This window comes from Streptomyces sp. R818, from assembly GCF_056172735.1.
On record NZ_JAOCNE010000002.1, the window covers coordinates 235,120 to 252,147 of the forward strand.

20 protein-coding genes are annotated in these 17,028 nt (G+C 72.0%); 9 read left to right on the forward strand and 11 right to left on the reverse strand.

Annotated elements, in window-relative coordinates:
- Positions 1 to 41 precede the first annotated feature (41 nt).
- The gene (locus tag N5I75_RS03845; protein WP_476674275.1) at positions 42 to 602 is read left to right on the forward strand and encodes a putative immunity protein; all 561 of its coding nucleotides are present in this window, start codon (positions 42 to 44) and stop codon (positions 600 to 602) included.
- Here N5I75_RS03845 and N5I75_RS03850 read toward each other — a convergent pair.
- The 4 genes from N5I75_RS03850 to N5I75_RS03865 form a co-directional block, all read right to left on the reverse strand.
- The gene (locus tag N5I75_RS03850) at positions 595 to 1,098 is read right to left on the reverse strand and encodes an N-acetyltransferase family protein (RefSeq protein WP_476674277.1); all 504 of its coding nucleotides are present in this window, start codon (positions 1,096 to 1,098) and stop codon (positions 595 to 597) included. The genes N5I75_RS03845 and N5I75_RS03850 overlap by 8 nt on opposite strands.
- A gap of 72 nt (positions 1,099 to 1,170) precedes the next feature.
- The gene (locus N5I75_RS03855; protein WP_476674279.1) at positions 1,171 to 2,271 is read right to left on the reverse strand and encodes a glycoside hydrolase family 43 protein; all 1,101 of its coding nucleotides are present in this window, start codon (positions 2,269 to 2,271) and stop codon (positions 1,171 to 1,173) included.
- A 252-nt stretch (positions 2,272 to 2,523) separates the two neighbouring features.
- A complete protein-coding gene (locus N5I75_RS03860) occupies positions 2,524 to 3,438 on the reverse strand; it encodes a pyridoxamine 5'-phosphate oxidase family protein (RefSeq protein WP_476674281.1) in 915 nt (304 codons plus the stop codon).
- Positions 3,439 to 3,459: 21 nt separating this feature from the next.
- Complete coding sequence (locus tag N5I75_RS03865; RefSeq protein ID WP_476674283.1) at positions 3,460 to 3,924, reverse strand: VOC family protein; 465 nt, start codon at positions 3,922 to 3,924, stop codon at positions 3,460 to 3,462.
- 248 nt (positions 3,925 to 4,172) lie between these two features.
- Between N5I75_RS03865 and N5I75_RS03870 the strand changes: the two genes are divergently transcribed.
- Positions 4,173 to 4,748, forward strand: coding sequence for a CGNR zinc finger domain-containing protein (locus tag N5I75_RS03870; RefSeq protein ID WP_476674285.1), 576 nt, complete (start codon positions 4,173 to 4,175; stop codon positions 4,746 to 4,748).
- Between the two features lie 28 nt (positions 4,749 to 4,776).
- On the opposite strand, the gene thrS is transcribed toward N5I75_RS03870, so the two are convergent.
- Positions 4,777 to 6,012 (reverse strand): threonine--tRNA ligase, encoded by a 1,236-nt coding sequence (gene thrS, locus N5I75_RS03875; RefSeq protein ID WP_476674738.1) that lies wholly within the window; start codon positions 6,010 to 6,012, stop codon positions 4,777 to 4,779.
- Between the two features lie 238 nt (positions 6,013 to 6,250).
- Here thrS and N5I75_RS03880 point away from each other — a divergent pair, with 238 nt between their 5' ends.
- A complete protein-coding gene (locus tag N5I75_RS03880) occupies positions 6,251 to 7,081 on the forward strand; it encodes a MerR family transcriptional regulator (RefSeq protein ID WP_476674287.1) in 831 nt (276 codons plus the stop codon).
- On the opposite strand, the gene N5I75_RS03885 is transcribed toward N5I75_RS03880, so the two are convergent.
- The gene (locus tag N5I75_RS03885; RefSeq protein WP_476674289.1) at positions 7,002 to 7,706 is read right to left on the reverse strand and encodes an HAD family hydrolase; all 705 of its coding nucleotides are present in this window, start codon (positions 7,704 to 7,706) and stop codon (positions 7,002 to 7,004) included. The two genes, N5I75_RS03880 and N5I75_RS03885, sit on opposite strands and share 80 nt — an antisense overlap.
- A 106-nt stretch (positions 7,707 to 7,812) precedes the next feature.
- On the opposite strand from N5I75_RS03885, the gene N5I75_RS03890 reads away from it, so the two are divergent.
- Complete coding sequence (locus N5I75_RS03890) at positions 7,813 to 8,535, forward strand: VOC family protein (protein WP_476674291.1); 723 nt, start codon at positions 7,813 to 7,815, stop codon at positions 8,533 to 8,535.
- Here the strand turns inward: N5I75_RS03890 and N5I75_RS03895 are convergent.
- Complete coding sequence (locus N5I75_RS03895; RefSeq protein ID WP_476674293.1) at positions 8,522 to 9,643, reverse strand: NAD(P)/FAD-dependent oxidoreductase; 1,122 nt, start codon at positions 9,641 to 9,643, stop codon at positions 8,522 to 8,524. The genes N5I75_RS03890 and N5I75_RS03895 overlap by 14 nt on opposite strands.
- Positions 9,644 to 9,736: 93 nt before the next feature.
- The gene (locus N5I75_RS03900; RefSeq protein WP_476674295.1) at positions 9,737 to 10,744 is read right to left on the reverse strand and encodes an NAD-dependent epimerase/dehydratase family protein; all 1,008 of its coding nucleotides are present in this window, start codon (positions 10,742 to 10,744) and stop codon (positions 9,737 to 9,739) included.
- Between the two features lie 203 nt (positions 10,745 to 10,947).
- Between N5I75_RS03900 and N5I75_RS03905 the strand changes: the two genes are divergently transcribed.
- Positions 10,948 to 11,169, forward strand: a complete 222-nt coding sequence (locus N5I75_RS03905) for a DUF7489 domain-containing protein (RefSeq protein ID WP_476674297.1) — start codon at positions 10,948 to 10,950, stop codon at positions 11,167 to 11,169.
- 105 nt (positions 11,170 to 11,274) lie between these two features.
- Here N5I75_RS03905 and N5I75_RS03910 read toward each other — a convergent pair whose 3' ends face one another.
- Both N5I75_RS03910 and N5I75_RS03915 read right to left on the reverse strand, forming a co-directional pair.
- Positions 11,275 to 11,706 (reverse strand): hypothetical protein, encoded by a 432-nt coding sequence (locus N5I75_RS03910; protein WP_476674298.1) that lies wholly within the window; start codon positions 11,704 to 11,706, stop codon positions 11,275 to 11,277.
- Entirely contained in the window at positions 11,699 to 12,256 is a 558-nt protein-coding gene (locus tag N5I75_RS03915) for an RNA polymerase sigma factor (RefSeq protein WP_476674300.1), read from the reverse strand. The genes N5I75_RS03910 and N5I75_RS03915 overlap by 8 nt, the downstream gene beginning before the upstream one ends.
- A gap of 116 nt (positions 12,257 to 12,372) precedes the next feature.
- On the opposite strand from N5I75_RS03915, the gene ctaD reads away from it, so the two are divergent.
- The 3 genes from ctaD (at position 12,373) to N5I75_RS03930 (ending at position 15,469) form a co-directional block, all read left to right on the forward strand.
- The gene (ctaD, locus tag N5I75_RS03920; protein ID WP_476674302.1) at positions 12,373 to 13,992 is read left to right on the forward strand and encodes an aa3-type cytochrome oxidase subunit I; all 1,620 of its coding nucleotides are present in this window, start codon (positions 12,373 to 12,375) and stop codon (positions 13,990 to 13,992) included.
- Positions 13,993 to 14,062: 70 nt separating this feature from the next.
- The gene (locus N5I75_RS03925) at positions 14,063 to 15,031 is read left to right on the forward strand and encodes a S8 family peptidase (protein ID WP_476674304.1); all 969 of its coding nucleotides are present in this window, start codon (positions 14,063 to 14,065) and stop codon (positions 15,029 to 15,031) included.
- 48 nt (positions 15,032 to 15,079) lie between these two features.
- Positions 15,080 to 15,469, forward strand: a complete 390-nt coding sequence (locus N5I75_RS03930) for a ribosomal maturation YjgA family protein (protein ID WP_476674306.1) — start codon at positions 15,080 to 15,082, stop codon at positions 15,467 to 15,469.
- Here N5I75_RS03930 and N5I75_RS03935 read toward each other — a convergent pair.
- A complete protein-coding gene (locus tag N5I75_RS03935; protein ID WP_476674308.1) occupies positions 15,430 to 16,428 on the reverse strand; it encodes a helix-turn-helix transcriptional regulator in 999 nt (332 codons plus the stop codon). The genes N5I75_RS03930 and N5I75_RS03935 overlap by 40 nt on opposite strands.
- Positions 16,429 to 16,561: 133 nt before the next feature.
- Here N5I75_RS03935 and N5I75_RS03940 point away from each other — a divergent pair, with 133 nt between their 5' ends.
- Positions 16,562 to 16,984, forward strand: a complete 423-nt coding sequence (locus tag N5I75_RS03940; protein WP_476674310.1) for a VOC family protein — start codon at positions 16,562 to 16,564, stop codon at positions 16,982 to 16,984.
- The last annotated feature ends 44 nt before the right edge of the window (positions 16,985 to 17,028 follow it).

Sequence of the window (17,028 nt, forward strand, 5' to 3'; positions counted from 1 at the left end):
TCCGGCGCGTGCGCCGATGCCGGTGGTGCAGGATGGGGCCCATGACGACGGAGGACGCGGGCGAGATCGTGCTGAGCAAGCAGGAACTGCGCGCGGTCACCGGGTTCGCCGCGGCGTGTGCCGAAGAGGCGATCGACGTGTTCGAGGCGGAGCGTCCGGACGACGCGCGGCCCCGCGAAGCGATCGACGCCGCCTGGCAGTTCGCCCGCGGCGGAGAGCGCGGAAAGGCGCTGCGCGACACCGCGTCGGCGGCCCTGAAGGCGGCGAAGAGCGTGGAGACGGCGGCAGCCCGTGCGGCCGCGTGGGCGGCGATGTCCGCCGCGGGCTCCGCCTATCTCCATCCGCTGGCCAAGGCCACGCAGGTCAAACACATCCTCGGCGCCGCCGCCCACGCGGCGAGGGCGGCCGAACTCCGCGCGGGCGACGATCACGGCGTCGGCGCCGACCACGTCGAGCGGGCGGTACGGCATACGACGCCGCTCGTCATCGACGTACTCGCGCGTTATCCGGAGGCGCCCGACGGAGGTGGCCGGGTGGGTGAGTTGACCCGGGCGCTGGACACCGTCCTGCGTTCACACGAGCGCGGCGCGCAGGTCAGGTGAGCGCGCGCCGGTACCGCACCTCCGTGAGGGTGACCGCGTCGTAGGTGTCGTCCTGCGTGGCGCCGTCGGCCGCGTAACCGGCCCGCTCGTAGAAGCGCCGCGCTCGCAGGTTGTCGCGGAGCACCCACAACGCCGACACGTCGAAACCCAGCGTCCTCATGTGCACATGTGCCTCGGTGAGGAGGGTGGCGCCGATGCCTCGACCGGTCGACTCCGGTGCGACGTAGAGGGCGTAGACCTCGCCGCCCCGCCCTGCCACGCCGGGCAACTCGCCCAGGTACGGCCCGAAACGGACCCAGCCCATCGGCCCGTCGTCACCTTGCGCCACCAGGTCCGCCGAGTCCGGCCGGGGCCGCGCGAACATCTGCCGCCGCCGTACCGCGTCGTCCTCGGCCGTCATCGCGTCCAGGTACGTCCCGGGGACGATGCCGGCGTACGCGGACTGCCAGCCGCGGACCCGGATCGCCGAGACGGCCTCGATGTCGGCTTCCGTCATCTCTCGCACCCGTACCATCGTGCCAACGTAGTACGGGCGCCCGGCCGCTGAGCAACCGGACGCCCGTGGACGTCACTCGAAGAACTTGAGGCTCCACCCCGTATTGGTCTCGGCGCCCGGCACATTGGCGCGCTTGTACGTGGTGTTGCCCCACCAGACGAACGAGCCGCTGTACCAGTGCCGGTTCTCCCAGCTGTACGGCGTCCCCTTGGGGACCGCGTGGTACATGGAGGGGAACTTCTGCCCGGCGGGCGGGCTCGTGTTGATGTCCCCGTCGAGGAGGACGAAGCTGTGGTGGCCGGGCCCGTCGACGTACAGCGTCGGGTCCCAGCCGGTCATCATCGTCTCGCGGTGCGAACCGAACAGGCAGCCGTTGGACTTGTACCAGTCCCATACGTACGTGGGGTCGCCGCCCGCCCGCAGCCGCAGGTCGGCGAGGCAGTACTGGTCGCTCCAGCTGCCGTTGGCGGAGTAGACGATGTGCAGCTGCCCGTTCGGGTCCTTGATGGCCTCCGGGGCCTCGTTGATGTACGGATTGCCGACGACGCGCTCCCAGCCCTCGCGCGGCTGCGAGATGATCGACCGGCCGCCGGTCGGCGTGGTCGGGTCGCTCATCCGGGCGATGTAGAGGTTCTGCTCGACGTTGGTGTCACCGGCCCAGCCCGACCAGACGAACCAGCGCTGCCCCTGGAACGTGAACAGGGTTCCGTCGATGGCCCACTTGTCGTCGGGCAGCGCCAGCTTCTTCGCGGCCGAGTAGCCGCTGTCCGGCGCGGCCGAGCTGATCACGTACATGCGGCGAACGCCGGAGCGTTCGGCCGCGAAGTAGATGTAGTACCGGCCGCCGTCCCGCACGATCTCCGGCGCCCACACCCCGCCGAGCCCGCCCGTGTCCGACCAGACCTTCCTCGCGGGGGCGGACGCGAGGCCGTCGAGCGACGACGCCTGCCGTACGACGATCCCGCCGTCGGCCGACTGCACCGCGATGTAGGTGCCGCCGACGCGCAGCACGCTGGGGTCCGCGGCCCGCAGCCCCGTCGCGCCCTGTACGGCCTCGGCCCGTTCGGGTGCGGCTCCTTGCGCGGTGTCGGGCACCGACAGGGTCAACGGGACGGCGAGCGCGCCCGCCAGGACGAGAGCGGCGACAGCGGGGGAGCGTCTGAGGAATCCCATGGGCTTCTTCCCTTGTGGGGGGCACGCGTGGGGCGTGCGCGGGGGCATGCGGGGGGACGAGCCGGCGACGCATCACATGAACGCGTCACATCGATGCGCCACATGGATGCGTCACGTCAATGCGTCACGTCAATGCGTCACATCAATGCGTCACATCAATGCGTCGCGTCAACGTGTCACACCAACGAATTACATCGTTGAAAGAGCGCCCCCACAGGCTCCCGAAGCACATGAGGCATGTCAACGCCCTCGTCAACACGCGGGCTCGTGCGGCGGGTTGAAACGGGAGAGGTCGGGGGTGCTCCAGCGCAGCGGGGAGGCGTCGGCGACGCGGAGGGCCCGCTCGACGGTGAAGTCGACGACGCGCTGGGCCCCGGGCAGGGCCTCCGCGTGCGCCGGGTCCCAGTCCACGGTGGCGGTGCCGGTGAGGTGGAGCAGGGTGCCGCTGGCCCAGTCGGGGAGCAGGAGACCGGCCCGGGGGTTCACCTCCAGGTTGCCGAAGGTGTTGTACATGGAGTTGCCGACGTAGTCGGGCCAGCGCAGGCGGGTGGGGCCGACAGCGGTGAGGAAGCCGGGGTTGCCGCCGCGGTGGGAGGCGTCGGCGTTGCCGTCGGCGTCGGCCGTGGCGACGAAGAAGGTGTCCGTCGCCCGGACGAGATCCATGTCGGCCGCGCCGAGTTCGCGGGCGTGCCGGGGCTCACCCGGGGTGCCGGGCTGCCACCGCGCCACCCGCTTCTGGATGTACTTCGGGCAGTTGGCATAGATCTGGTCGGCCTCGATCTCCAGGCCGTGTGCCGTCCGGCGCGCGGTGCCGTTGATCCGCATCCGGCGCCGGCCGGCGGGGTCCAGGGCGATCATGCCGACGCGGGCGGTGTCCGTCAGGACGGGGTGGAGGGGGTCGCCGGGTGCGGGCGCGGCGGAGACGGTCAGCGTCGACGGGCCGGTGACGGTGAGGAAGCCGGGGCGGCCGGTCAGGAGCGAGGCCCAGACGTCGCCGCGGCTGTCGGCGGCCCCGACGACGATCATGGGCTGTTCGGCGAGGAAGAGGCGTGCCGCCTCCGGGAACCGGTTCCTGATGACCGCGGAGACGGAGCGGGCCGCCTCGCTCGCACCGGCCCGCCGCTGGGCGGTGAGTTCGCCGTGGTGGTACGTGGGGTGCGTGACCATGATCAGCGATCCGCCTGCCGTCTAGAAGAAGCCGCAGGTGGGCTCGGTGCCGGCCGGGGCCGGGGCGCCCTCCGCGCCCGCGGGGACGTAGATCTCCAGGCGGATGCCGTCGGGGTCGGTGAAGAAGATGCCGCCGGACGCGGCGCCCTCGGCGTGGGCGACGACGCCGTCGTGCGCGAACTCGGCCCCCAGTTCGCGCAGTACGGCCTCGGCCGCGGCGATGTCGTCGAGGGAGTCGACCTGGAACGAGAGGTGGTGCAGCCCGGCGGCGCCGGTGGCGAACCCCTCCGCGCTCTGCTGCCACAGGGTCACCACGAGTTCGCCGTCGCGGCCGAGGAAGGCCCAGCGCCTGTCGTCCGTCTTGCCCTCGGCGAGGGTCTCGAAGCCGAAGACGCGGGCGTAGAAGGGGAGGGAGCGGTCGAGGTCGGTGACGTTGAGGCCGATGTGGCCTGTGCGGAGTGCGGCGGGGGCGGGGGACGTGGTCATGGGTTTTCCTTACGTCTCGCGGTCGACGGTCCCGACGGTTCGACGGGTCCGACAGTCGGTGGGTCCGGCAGTCGGTGGGTCCGACGGTGGACGGTCCGACGCAGGGGACGACCCATCCGCGCCGAAGGCCTAACCGGTGAAACCGACATTAGTGGTTGGCCGGTCGGCCTGCAACCGGCAAAAAGCATTTAGCCGGTTGCGATGGCATCCTGTGATGGCATGGCTCCTGACACGAAAGGGCCCACAGCATGAGCACACGCCCCGTCCACGCCACCGACGCGGACCCCCGGCCCCTCCTCGGCGAGCCCTTGCCCCTGGACCTGCTCAACACCCGCTGGACCGACGACGCCGGCCCCCACGATCTGCTCGCACACCCCGGCGGGCTCGCGATCTGGCTCTCCTCGGCCGGACTCGCCGACACGGCCCCGGACACTCCCGAGACGCTCGACGCGCTCCTGAGCACACGTGACGCCCTGGCCGCGCTCGTCGACACCGCGGACCCCGACCCGGCCCGGTCGCGACGTCTGCTCAACGCGACGCTGGACCACGGACGGGTCCGCCGAGTCCTCGAGCCGGCCGGCCCGCGGACCGTCATCGAGACGGACACCCCCGGCTGGCTCGCCGCCTGGCACGCCGCCGAGTCCTACCTGCGACTCCTCGAGGACCGGCCCGACCGCATCCGGCGCTGCGCCAACCCGGTGTGCTCCCTGCGCTTCTACGACCTGTCCAAGAACGGCGGACGCCGCTGGTGCTCGATGGCCCTGTGCGGCAACCGGGCCAAGACGCGCCGCCACTACGCGAGGCAGCAGGAGCGGAACGCCTGAGCGGCGGCGGGTGACGGAGGGCCTGTGTCTACGCCGCCAGGTCTTCGTCCCACAGGTCGGTGCTGTGCGCCTCGACGAGGGCGGAGACGCGGGTCAGTACCTCGCCGACCGGTCGCGGATCGAGCCGGCGCCCGTCCCGCAGGCGGAGGGCCACGTGCTGCTCCGCCGCCTCCCTGGGGCCGATGACGGCCTGGTAGGGGGCCAGGCGGGCGGCGCGGATGCGGGCGCCGAGGGTCCCGCTCTCCGGCCCGGCGATCTCGGCGCGCAGTCCGCGGTCGAGGCACTGCCGTGCGAGGGCCTCGGCGTCCGGCAGCTCGGCGCCGGAGACGGGCAGGATGACCAGCTGGGTGGGGGCGAGCCAGGCGGGGAAGGCGCCGCCGTGCTGCTCGATGAGATGTGCCATGGCCCGTTCCACGCTGCCGATGATGCTGCGATGGATCATGACGGGGCGGTGCCGGGCGCCGTCCGCTCCGATGTAGTGCAGATCGAACTGTTCGGGCTGATGGAAGTCGACCTGCACGGTCGACAAGGTGAACTCCCGGCCGGCGCTGTCGCGGACCTGCACATCGATTTTGGGCCCGTAAAAGGCGGCTTCGCCCTCGGCGGCCTCGTAGGGAAGCCCGGAGCGATCGAGAACCTCGGTGAGCAACTCGACGGAGCGCCGCCACTTCTCCGGGGCGGCGACGTACTTGCCGCCGGGGCCCGGCAGGGAGAGGCGGTAACGGGCCGGGGCGATGCCGAGCGCCTCGTACGCCCGGCGGATCAGTGCGAGGGCGGCGCGTGCCTCATCGGCGGCCTGGTCCAGGGTGCAGAAGACGTGGGCGTCGTTGAGCTGGATGGCCCGCACGCGGGACAGGCCGCCGAGCACGCCGGACAGCTCGGAGCGGTACATGCCGCCCAACTCGGCCATACGCAGAGGCAGTTCACGATAACTATGAGAGCGAGCGCGATAGATCACCGCGTGATGCGGGCAGAGACTGGGCCGCAGGACGACCTGTTCGCCGCCGAGCTCCATCGGCGGGAACATGTCGTCGCTGTAGTGCGCCCAGTGCCCCGAGATCTCGTACAGCTCCCGCTTGCCGAGCACCGGCGAGTACACGTGCCGGTACCCGGCCCGCCGTTCGACGTCGCGGATGTACTCCTCCAGGGTGTGCCGCACGGCGGCACCGTCGGGCAGCCAGTACGGCAGGCCCGCACCGATCAGCGGGTCGGTGTCGAACAGGCCCAGCTCTCGGCCGAGTCTGCGGTGGTCGTGCATGGTGATCTCCTCACGGTCACCGGCCGAGCGACCGCAAGACAAAGCCCCGGGTCACCCGACCCGGGGCTTCGCACTACGACATCAGTCAGCGCACCGGGCCACCCACCGGCGTCGTCGTCTCCACAGCGCGCTTCATGCGCTGCAAGGTAGCAGGGGGGTGGGGATGTGCGCGCCCGCTTTGTCGATGGTTGGCTGACCCGTACTTGACTCTCACACCGTGTCAGGCGGTCAGCTCGGAGACATCATGTTCACCATCGGAGATTTCGCCCGGCACGGTCGCGTGTCCGTACGGATGTTGCGGCACTACGACGCCACCGGCCTGTTGCTCCCGGCACGGGTCGACGCGGTCAGTGGTTACCGCTACTACAGCGCCGCCCAACTCGCCCGCCTCAACAGGATCATCGCGCTCAAGGACCTCGGCTTCACCCTTCAGCAGGTCCGGGACATCGTGGACGAGAAGGTCGGTGCCGAGGAGCTGCGCGGCATGCTGCGGCTGCGGCAGGCCGAGCTGGAGACGGCGGTGGCCGCCGCGGAGGCGCGGCTGGTGCAGGTCGAGGCGAGGCTCCGAGCGATCGAGAGCGAGGGGCACATGCCCACGAACGACGTTGTCCTCAAGAGCGTCCCGAGTGTCCGGGTGGCAGAGCTGTCCGCGACCGCCGCGGGGTACGAACCGGCCGACATCGGCCCGGTCATCGGACCGCTCTACGACGAGCTGTTCCGGCGTCTGGGGGAGGCGGGGATCGCCCCGACGGGGCCGGGTGTCGCCTATTACGAGGACGCTGCCGAGGGCGGCGGCCGCATCACCGTCCACGCCGCCGTCCAGGTCTCCGCGCCGCCGCAGGACGGCGCCCTGCGCGTCCACGACCTGCCGTCCCTCCACCAGGCGGCGACGATCGTGCACCGCGGTTCCATGGACACCGTCCTGCCCGCCGCCCAGACCCTGGCCCGCTGGGTCGACGCCCACGGATACCGGTCGATCGGGTACCCGCGCGAGATCAGCCTGGAGTGCCCGGAGAACCGCGACGACTGGGTGACGGAGCTGCAGGCACCGGTGGCACCGCTGAACCGGTCCTGAGCCGGTCGAGGACGGCGCGCAGACCGTCGGGGCCGCGGTAGAGCAGGCCGCTCATGCCGAGCGCGACCGCGGCGTCGACGTTCTCGGGCCGGTCGTCCACGAAGAGGCAGCGGTCCGGGGCGACCCCGACGCGCCGGGCCGCGATCTCGTACATCTCCGGGTCCGGCTTGGCGACCCGTACGCGGGCGCTGCTGACGACATGGTCCGCGAGGTCGGCGAGTCCCAGTGTCTCCAGGTCGTGCTCGAGCGCCAGGGTCGCGTTGGTGACCAGCACCAGCGGCACGTGCGCCCGCGCCGCACGCAACATCTCCACCACGACTGCGTCGGCCCGGAACGGGGCGCGGGCCAGCGCCGTCGCCAGCTCACGCGCCCGCGCCCACGACACCCGCCCCGCGAGCCCGGCCGTGACGGCCTCCACCCACTGCTCCACGGTGATCGCGCCGAGCAGCAACGGCAGATCCGTCTCGGGCGCGTAGGCCACCCCCTCCGTCGTCCCGACGGGCAGCCCGGCCGCGCGCTCCAGATCCGCGAGCTCCGTCGTGTCGTAAAAGCGGATCACGTTGTCGAGATCGCAGAGCACGGCGTCGAAGGGCCCGTCGTCGGCCCCGTAAGTGGTCACGTCCATGATCTAACACGGGACTTGGCGCGAAGGACAGGGCCGCACCGCGCATCCCACCCCCTATGCTGCGCGGCGCGGGAACCGCAGTCGGGCGCAACGGAGGTGCACAGGCATGACGTCCCAACTGGCGGCGGTATGTATCGACGCGAACCAGCCGCTGGACCTCGCGCGGTTCTGGTCCCGGGTCCTGGAGTGGGAGCTGACCGATGACCCCGGCGCCGGTGTCGGGCTGATTCCCGGCGACGACACCGGGTTCCGGCTCCGCTTCCCGCCGACCCGGGAGCGCAAGTCCGGCCAGAACCGCATGCACTTCGACCTGACGAGCACCTCGCTGACAGATCAACGGCGCACTGTCGAGCGGGCGTTGGCCCTCGGCGCACGTCACATCGACATCGGGCAGGGGCCGGAGGACGGCCACGTGGTGCTCGCCGACCCCGAGGGCAACGAGTTCTGCGTGATCGAACCGGGCAACCAGTTCCTCGCCGACTGCGGCTTCATCGGCGCGTTGAACTGCGACGGCTCCCAGGAAGTCGGCTACTTCTGGAGCGCGGCGCTCGGCTGTCCGCTGGTCTGGGACCGGGACCAGGAGACCGCGATCCGCTCGCCGCACGGCGGCCCGAAGATCACCTGGGGCGGCCCGCCCTTGATGCCGCGGACCGGCGGTGACCGGTGGCGCCTCGAAGTCACCCCGCCGGCCGACGGGGACCGGCGCACCGAGATCGAGCGCCTGCTCTCCCTCGGGGCGAAACGCATCGACAACGACCACGGCACGCTCGACCGGACGACCATGACCGACCCCGACGGCAACGAGTTCTGGCTGCTCATCCAAGAGTGACGGCGGGGCGGCAGCGCCGTAGTTCGGGAGCGGCCGCTCCGGTCACGAGTTCGTCCGCCACGAGGCGTCCGACCGTCGGCGCCAGCGTGATCGCGGAGTGCATCACGGCTACGTAGACGGACCGGCCCGGTGCCACGTACCCGATGACGGGCCCGTGCGGCGGAACCGGTCGCCCGCGCGTGCGGTGACCGAGGAGGCGGCACTGCTCGGCGCCCCGGAAGAGCGTGCGCAGGCGGCGGAGCGCATCCCGCGCGGCCGACGCGGGAGCGATCGCCGCGCCACCGCCCAGGCCCCGGGCCAGCGGCATCCAGAGTTCACCGTCCCGGACCTCCCGGACCTCGAAGCCCGGCCCGGCCACGATGGACTTGACCAGGCCGGGCGGGGCCCCGACCCGGACGAGCGTGGCGGGGGAGGAGGTCACGACCAGTCCGGGCGCGACGGGTGCGCAGAGGCGCGGGATGTCGGTTCCGGCGGTGAGGACGACGGTCGCGGCGGGGTGGCTGCCCGCCGACGTCAGCACGCCGCTCACACGTGTGCCGGACATGTCCAGCCCGGTCACCTCGGTGTCGTGCAGCACGGTCGCTCCATACGCACCGGCCGCCGTCACGAGCGCACGGGTCAGCGCCACCGGGTCCACGCCCGCGTCGCTCGGGGTGTGGAGAGCCGTGTCGGGCGGGTCGCGGAGGTGGGGCTCCAGGGCCGCGATGTCGCTCCGCCCGACACGGAAGCGGCCCGGCGCCGGCCGTGGGCCCGGCGCCGACCGTAGACCCGGCGCCGGCCGTGGACCCGGCGCCGACCGTGGACCCGTCCCGGGCGGTACGACGCTCGCATCGTCCCAGGTCAGCGAACCGGTCCGGCGAACGGTCACGCCCGGAAGCTCCGCCTCCAGACGGCTGTGGTCCGCGAGGACGTACGGGCGCAGCTCCCGCGCCCCGCCGGGCCAGTCGCCACCCGCCCCGCTGATCCAGGCGAAGGAGTCCCCGGTGACATCGGCGGCCGGTGCGGGCCCGCGCTCGATCAGGGTGACCGGGACGCCCCGACGCGCCAGGTGGTACGCGACGGAGGCGCCGACGATCCCCGCACCCACGACGACGACAACGTCCGACAAACGTTCCTCCCGGTCGTGCTGTCGCGAAATCGCGAAAACATACGTGCGCAGGGGTCAAGGATGCCGTCCGGCCGGCCCGTGGTCGTGTCGACGCTAACCCCGGGCCGACACCTCTCGCCCCCACGCCTCCAGCAGCTCACGCTCCCGCGCACCGCTGAGCCCCGCGCGGCGAGGACGGTCCAGGCCCTGCTCGCGCTCCCAGCGCAACGTGTCCTCCAGCATCCCGGCCCGGGGACGGTGCCGGAGGCCGGCCGCGTGGGCGGCGGCGCCGGTGCGGGCGCTGAAACCGGCCCAGTCGGGGTCGGCCATCCACATCGCGAGCGACTCCGGGCCCATGAACTGCGCGACCTCCTGCCTGAGCAGCCATGCGGCATCCGGCTCCACGACGGGCCCGGTGTGGCCGCCGATCTCCCGGGACAGCGCGACCCACTCCGCGAAGGGCACGACGGGGCCGACCGCGTCGTACGTACCGGTCGTCCTCTTCTCCGCACAGTCGAGCAGCCAGGCCGCGAGGTCCCGGGCGTCGACGGCCTGCGTCACGATGCCGTCCGGGGCCGGTACGAGCAGGGGTGCCAGCGGCTCGCGCGCCGCGCGCCCGACCCAGTACCCGGTGCGGCCGCTGTGGTCGCCGGGGCCGCCGATCAGTCCGGCCCGCGCGATGAGGAGCCGGTCGCCGACCGCGGCCGTGGCCGCCTGTTCGCAGGCGACCTTGGCCTCGCCGTACTCCTCGTGGCCGACCTCGTCCCGCTCGGCCGCGGGAAGCAGCCGCGTCGACTCGTCCGCGCCGGGCCGCGCGTGCGTGGCGTAGGCGCTGACCGAGGAGACGTACGACCAGTGCGCCGCCCGCGCGCCGAGCGCCGCCAAGGCCCCGCGAACGAACCCGGGCTGCCACGACACCTCGAACACCGCGTCCCAGTCCCGGTCCGCGAGGCCCTCGTACGCGGACGGATCGCGCCGGTCGGCGACGGCGAGCGCCGCGCCCTTCGCCACGTCGCCGCTCTCCCCGCGGGCCAGGCAGGTCACCCGGTGCCCGCGCGCCATCGCCTGCCCCGCGATCTCCCGGCCTACCCACGCTGTTCCGCCCAGCACCAGAATCTCCATCGGGCGACTCAAGCACGGGGTCCGCGTCCGCGGACGGTTGCTTCGCCGTGGGCGTAGGGGGGTTGACGGTGCAGCGGTGCCGTACGCCGCCGCCGTCGAGGGGTGGCGGGACATGTGTCCGGCCGGGCGCACGACATTTGTCCCCCGCAGGACAGGACTCGTCACTCTGCCGCGCGGGTCGCCGCCGTTCGTAGACTCGGCGCATGGTCATTACGCACAAACCAGGACGGGACGACGCCTGGGAGGGTGTCGTCGAGGACAAGTCGCGGGGCATGCTCGACGGTTCGAACATGTACCACTTCGTGGAGGTCCGCCGGAGCGACGGCGAGTCCTTCAGGGTCCGGGTCGACCGGCGGCTCTGGAAGGCGGTCTCCGTCGGGGACCGGCTGATCAAGGAGGCGGGCAGCGATCCCGTGAAGGGCTGACGGCGGGCTCCCGGGCACTGAGCGGGCGAAAACGTCGGTGACGCCGGAGCGTGCAGGCGTCCCGGCGCCACCGACAGCGGCGGAGGCGGCAAGCGGGGGCAGGGCCTAACGCCTCGGATACCTCTTCTCCTCCTGCGGCAGATTCGGATGCAGCCTCTGCTCCGAGATGTCGCGCGGCGCCGACTCGGGCCGCTCCGAACGGAGTTGACCTGTCGCGCTCGCCGGGGGAGCGGCCGCGTACGACAGCGCGAGGACGAGGAGCGCGGCGACGGCGCACACGGCGATCTCGGCGCGCAGGACCAGGGTCCGGCGGGCGCGTCGGGTGCGGCTGCTGTGGAGCAGCCGGCCGAGGGCGCGCTCGGCGCGGTGGTGCAGAGGGCCGTCCGCGTAGCGGGGATCGTCGGGCGGGACCGGGTTGGCGCGGCGCAGGAGGGCGAGGTCGTCAGGAACCGACGGCGCGAGGTCGTCGGCGGGGGCGGGGGCGGGGGCGGGGGCGGCGCGGCGTGCCGGGCCGTGGGTGTCGAGGGGGTCAGGCACGGTCGCGGCCTCCAGCGGTCGTGGCAGTGGTGACGGTCATGTTCATCCGGTCGATCTCGGCGCGCAGCCGGCGCCGGGCGCGGTGCAGCCGCATCGCCGCCGCGGGCCTGCCGCACTCCAGGGCGACGGCCAGCTCCTCCAGCGTCAGCTCCTCCCAGGTGGTGAGGCGCAGTGCCTCCTGGTCGGCGGGGCTCAGGCGGGCCAGCGCCTCGTGCACCCAGGCGCCGGGCTCTTCGGCGTCGGGTCCCGGGACGACGTGGCGGCGGTGGGCGCTCTCGTGGTGCGTGATGCGGTCCAGGAGCCGGCGCCGCCGGCCGAGCCCGCGCACGGTGTTAACCAGGCAGTTGCGCGCGACGGCGTACAGCCAGGGCAGCGGTGTTTCGGGCGGGAGCTCCGCCCGGCGCCGCCAGGCTATGGAGAAGACGTCGGCGACCACCTCCTCGACCTCGTGGGCGGCTCCCGGGTCGAGTCTGCGCGCCACGAAGCGGCTGACCGCCCAGTAGTGCGCGCGGTAGGCCGCCGCGAAGGCTTCGTCGTCGGTCGTGCTCATGCTGCGTTGATGTCCGGCACGACGCCGATCTTCACAGGTGTTCCGTGTGATTTTTCCGGCGGGGTCGAACGGGCCCGCGCGGTGAAGCGCGGGACGGGTCCGGACACGTACGGGGCATGAGATCTTCGAGGTGGGTCACGTGGCTGACCAGCACGGACCACAAGACCATCGGCACGCTGTACCTGGTCACGGCGTTCGCCTTCTTCTGCCTGGGCGGCGTCCTCGCCCTGTTCATGCGGGCGGAGCTGGCCCGGCCCGGCACGCAGATCATGTCCAACGAGCAGTTCAACCAGGCGTTCACGATGCACGGCACGATCATGCTGCTGATGTTCGCGACGCCGCTCTTCGCCGGGTTCGCGAACTGGATCATGCCGTTGCAGATCGGCGCGCCCGACGTGGCGTTCCCGCGTCTGAACATGCTCGCGTACTGGCTGTACCTGCTCGGTTCACTGATCGCGGTCGGCGGGTTCCTCACGCCGCAGGGGGCCGCCGACTTCGGGTGGTTCGCGTACGCGCCGCTCTCCGACGCGGTGCACTCGCCGGGCGTGGGGGCCGACATGTGGATCATGGGGCTCGCGCTCTCCGGATTCGGCACGATCCTCGGGGCGGTCAACTTCATCACGACGATCGTGTGCCTGCGCGCGCCCGGCATGACCATGTTCCGCATGCCGATCTTCACCTGGAACGTGCTGCTCACGGGCGTCCTCGTCCTGCTCGCCTTCCCGGTGCTCGCGGCCGCGCTGTTCGCGCTCGAGGCCGACCGGAAGTTCGGGGCGCACCTCTTCGACGCGGCGAACGGGGGCCCGCTGCTGTGGCAGCACCTGTTCTGGTTCTTCGGGCACCCGGAGGTCTACATCATCGCGCTGCCGTTCTTCGGGATCATCTCCGAGGTGATCCCCGTCTTCAGCCGGAAGCCGATGTTCGGCTACTCGGGCCTCGTCGGCGCCACCATCGCGATCGCGGGGCTCTCGGTGACGGTGTGGGCGCACCACATGTATGTCACCGGAGGTGTGCTGCTGCCGTTCTTCTCCTTCATGACGTTTCTCATCGCGGTGCCGACGGGTGTGAAGTTCTTCAACTGGATCGGGACGATGTGGCAGGGTTCGCTGTCGTTCGAGACACCCATGCTCTACGCGATCGGGTTCCTGGTGACCTTCGCCTTCGGCGGCCTGACCGGCGTGCTCCTCGCGGCGCCACCGCTCGACTTCCACGTCGGCGAGACCTACTTCGTGGTGGCCCACTTCCACTACGTCATCTTCGGCACCGTCGTCTTCGCCATGTTCGCCGGATTCCACTTCTGGTGGCCCAAGTTCACCGGCAAGATGCTGGACGAGCGGCTCGGCAAGATCACCTTCTGGACCCTCTTCATCGGGTTCCACGGGACGTTCCTGGTGCAGCACTGGCTCGGGGCCGGGGGCATGCTGCGGCGCGTCCCCGACTACCTCGCCGTGGAGGGGCTGACCGGGCTCAACACGGTCTCGACGGTCTTCTCGTTCGTCCTCGGCATGTCGTTCCTGCCGTTCCTCTACAACGTGTGGCGGACCGCGCAGTACGGGGTGCCGGTCGGCGTCGACGACCCCTGGGGGTACGGGCGCTCCCTGGAATGGGCCACCTCGTGCCCGCCGCCCCGGCACAACTTCGTGGCGCTGCCGAGGATCCGCTCGGAGTCACCGGCGTACGACCTGCGCCACGCCCCCGGCACCGCCGCGCTCGATCCGGTGGCCGCCGACCGGTGACCGCGCGGGGCGCCCCACGATCGGCCCCACAGCGCGTGCGGTGTGCACCTACCGCGCTCAGGCTCGGAGCATGCGTATCCGTACCTCGTTCGCTCTGTGCCTGGCAGTCGGCGCACTCGTGGTCACCACCGCTTGCGGTGGCGACGGTGACAAGGCCGACCCCGACCCCATGCGGGACGACCAGTGGGCCCTCGACGCGGCCGCGTTGCCGCAGGCGTGGAAGGTCTCGCAGGGCGACGACACGGTGATCGCGGTCGTCGACTCGGGCGCCGACCTGGGCCACCCCGACCTGAAGGGGCGGTTCGTCGACGGGCACGACTTCGTCGACAACGACGACGAGCCCAAGGACATGAACGGCCACGGCACCCATGTGTCCGGCATCGCCGCCGCGCACACCGACAACGGGCTCGGTGTCGCGGGCGGCGCGCCCGGCGCGAAGATCATGCCCGTGCGGGTGCTCGGCGCCGACGGCTCGGGCAGCAACGGAAACATCACCAAGGGCATCGTGTGGGCGGCCGACCACGGCGCCGACGTCATCAACCTCTCCCTCGGCGAGGGCCCGCTGATGTCGAACCTGCTCCAGGGCGGCATCCTCAACCAGGCCATCCGGCACGCCCACGACAAGGGCGCCGTGGTCGTCGCCGCGGCGGGCAACGACGGCGCGGACACCCAGCCGTACAAGGTGGACACACCTGTGCTCGTCGTGGGCGCCAGCGACCAGGACGGCAAGCCTGCCTCCTTCTCCAACTTCGGCGCGGAGCAAGCGGTTTCGGCGCCCGGCGTCGACATCCTGTCCACGCTGCCCACGTACCGGACGAAGGAGTCCCTGAAGGACACCTCCGGGTACGGGAAGCTCTCCGGTACGTCGATGGCGTCACCGTACGTCGCCGCGCTCGCGGCGCTCCTGCACCAGCAGGGCCTGAAGCCGGACGCCATCATGTCCACGATCCGCGACACCGCCACGAACCCGGGACACGAGGACAAGCTGGGCCGAGGCGTCGTGGACGCGAACGCGGCGGTGAAGAAGGCGAGCGGCTGACCTGGTCCCCGTACGCCCCGGGGTGCTCGCGGCGCGTAGGGTCCGGGCATGAACAGACGGTGGCGGGGGCTCGGCGCCGGGGCGCTGACGGTCGCGGCGGGGCTGGCGGTCAGGGCGTGGACCGGCGGGGCCTTCGCGAAGTACGCGGGGGACGCGCTCTACACGGTGGCGGTGTGTGCGGTGCTGGTCGTGGTGGCGCCCCGGCTGCGGCCCGTCGTCGTCGCGGGCGCCGCGCTGGGGTTCAGCTGGGCCGTCGAGCTGTTGCAGATCGTCGGGATCCCGGCGGCCCTGCGGCCGCTGCTCGGCGCGACGTTCAACGCGCCGGATCTGTTCTGGTACGTCGTCGGGGCGGGGGTGGGATGGAGTCTCGCGGTGCCGGGGTGGCGCCGCGCGGCCGGTCACCCCGCGGACCCGCCGGCGGGCGCGGCGCGGGCGTAGCGGGCGGCCAGATCGGCGGACGCCGTGCGCAGTTCGGGCGGTCCGACCACCTCGAACTCGGCGTCGAAGAACCCGATGGCGGCGGCGAGCCCGGTCCATGACCAGGAGCCGAGGGTGAGCCGGCAGCGATCGGGGCCCAGCTCCTCGACGATGCCGTCCCCGGCGAAGGGCGCGGCCTCGGCGGCGGGGAGGTGGAGGACGACCTCGCCCTGGCAGGGCCACTCGGTGGCGGTGCCGTCGTTGCCGCGGAACCGGCTGACCACGAAGGCGGAGACACTGTCGGCGGGGAGTTCCCGTGGCGTGAAGCGGGGGCCGGTGGGGGTGCGCGGCCGGACGCGGTCGACGCGGAAGACGCGCCAGTCCTCCCGGTCCAGGTCCCAGGCCACGAGGTACCAGCGGTGGGACCAGGTGACGAGGTGGTGGGGGTGGACGCGGCGCGGCTCCGCGCGCGGGGCCGAGGAGTTCGCAGTGGCGTAGTCGAAGCGCAGCTCCTCACGGGCGTGAATGACACGGCTCAGCTCCACGAGGATCCGGCTGTCGGTCCGTTCCGCATCGGGTGCGTCAGGGGCGCCGGGCGGCCGGACCGCCGTGACGTGCAGGGAGTCGATGCGGTGGCGCAGGCGGGACGGCATGACCTGGCGGAGGGTGGCCAGGGCGCGGGCGGCGTCCTCGGCGACGGTGGCGTCGACGGCCGCGGTCCGCAGCGCGACGGCCAGGGCGACCGCCTGACCGTCGTCGAACACCATGGGCGGCATATGGGTGCCGGCGTCCAGCCGGTAGCCGCCGGACGGCCCCTTGGCGGTCGTGATGCGGTAACCGAGTGCGCGCAGGCGGTCGATGTCGCGGCGCACGGTGCGCGGGGTGACGTCGAGCCGCTCGGCGAGGTGTTCGCCGGACCAGTCCCGGTGTGTCTGCAGCAGCGAGAGCAGGGCGAGCAGACGGGAGGACGTCTTCTGCACATGTGCCCTTTCCGGAGATCACGGTCGGCGTCGTCGGTGACGGCCGGTCCGGTAGAGGACACAAGCTGTCCGCTACCTCGGTCATAGTGGCACACGAGTCGCCCCCGTTGACCACCGAGGCAAGGAGCCCGACATGTCCGTCACCACCACCACACACCTGAACTTCCGCGGCGACGCCCGCGAGGCGCTCGATTTCTACGGGTCCGTCTTCGGTGGCCGCACCGTCGCGGTCACCTACAAGGACGCGGGCGCCGTCGGGAACGAGAGCGAGGCCGACTGGGTCATGTGGGGCGAGGTGGCCGGCGCCGACGGCTTCCACGTCATGGCCTATGACGTGCCCTCCCACCTGCCCTGGAACCAGGGCGAGAACCCGTTCTTCGTCTCCGTACGAGGCGACGACGCCGAGGAGATCACCGCCCTGTGGGGCAAGCTGGCCGAGGGCTCGACCGTCGTACGTCCGCTGGAGCCCGCGCAGTGGGCACCGCTGTACGGCATGCTGACCGACCGCTTCGGCGTCACATGGGTCCTCGACGTCACCGCGCCCTACACCGGTTGATCCTCGGCCGCCTGAACACACCCCACCTGACCTCGACACACACG

Coding starts and splice junctions, on each gene's coding strand:
- N5I75_RS03885 (WP_476674289.1), bottom strand. CDS start 7,706: ATGGACGTGACCACTTACGGGGCCGACGACGGGCCCTTCGACGCCGTG.
- N5I75_RS03940 (WP_476674310.1), top strand. CDS start 16,562: ATGTCCGTCACCACCACCACACACCTGAACTTCCGCGGCGACGCCCGC.
- N5I75_RS03850 (WP_476674277.1), bottom strand. CDS start 1,098: ATGACGGAAGCCGACATCGAGGCCGTCTCGGCGATCCGGGTCCGCGGC.
- ctaD (WP_476674302.1), top strand. CDS start 12,373: ATGAGATCTTCGAGGTGGGTCACGTGGCTGACCAGCACGGACCACAAG.
- N5I75_RS03860 (WP_476674281.1), bottom strand. CDS start 3,438: ATGGTCACGCACCCCACGTACCACCACGGCGAACTCACCGCCCAGCGG.
- N5I75_RS03930 (WP_476674306.1), top strand. CDS start 15,080: ATGAACAGACGGTGGCGGGGGCTCGGCGCCGGGGCGCTGACGGTCGCG.
- N5I75_RS03845 (WP_476674275.1), top strand. CDS start 42: ATGACGACGGAGGACGCGGGCGAGATCGTGCTGAGCAAGCAGGAACTG.
- N5I75_RS03880 (WP_476674287.1), top strand. CDS start 6,251: ATGTTCACCATCGGAGATTTCGCCCGGCACGGTCGCGTGTCCGTACGG.
- N5I75_RS03855 (WP_476674279.1), bottom strand. CDS start 2,271: ATGGGATTCCTCAGACGCTCCCCCGCTGTCGCCGCTCTCGTCCTGGCG.
- N5I75_RS03865 (WP_476674283.1), bottom strand. CDS start 3,924: ATGACCACGTCCCCCGCCCCCGCCGCACTCCGCACAGGCCACATCGGC.
- N5I75_RS03925 (WP_476674304.1), top strand. CDS start 14,063: ATGCGTATCCGTACCTCGTTCGCTCTGTGCCTGGCAGTCGGCGCACTC.
- N5I75_RS03900 (WP_476674295.1), bottom strand. CDS start 10,744: ATGGAGATTCTGGTGCTGGGCGGAACAGCGTGGGTAGGCCGGGAGATC.
- N5I75_RS03905 (WP_476674297.1), top strand. CDS start 10,948: ATGGTCATTACGCACAAACCAGGACGGGACGACGCCTGGGAGGGTGTC.
- N5I75_RS03890 (WP_476674291.1), top strand. CDS start 7,813: ATGACGTCCCAACTGGCGGCGGTATGTATCGACGCGAACCAGCCGCTG.
- N5I75_RS03870 (WP_476674285.1), top strand. CDS start 4,173: ATGAGCACACGCCCCGTCCACGCCACCGACGCGGACCCCCGGCCCCTC.
- N5I75_RS03915 (WP_476674300.1), bottom strand. CDS start 12,256: ATGAGCACGACCGACGACGAAGCCTTCGCGGCGGCCTACCGCGCGCAC.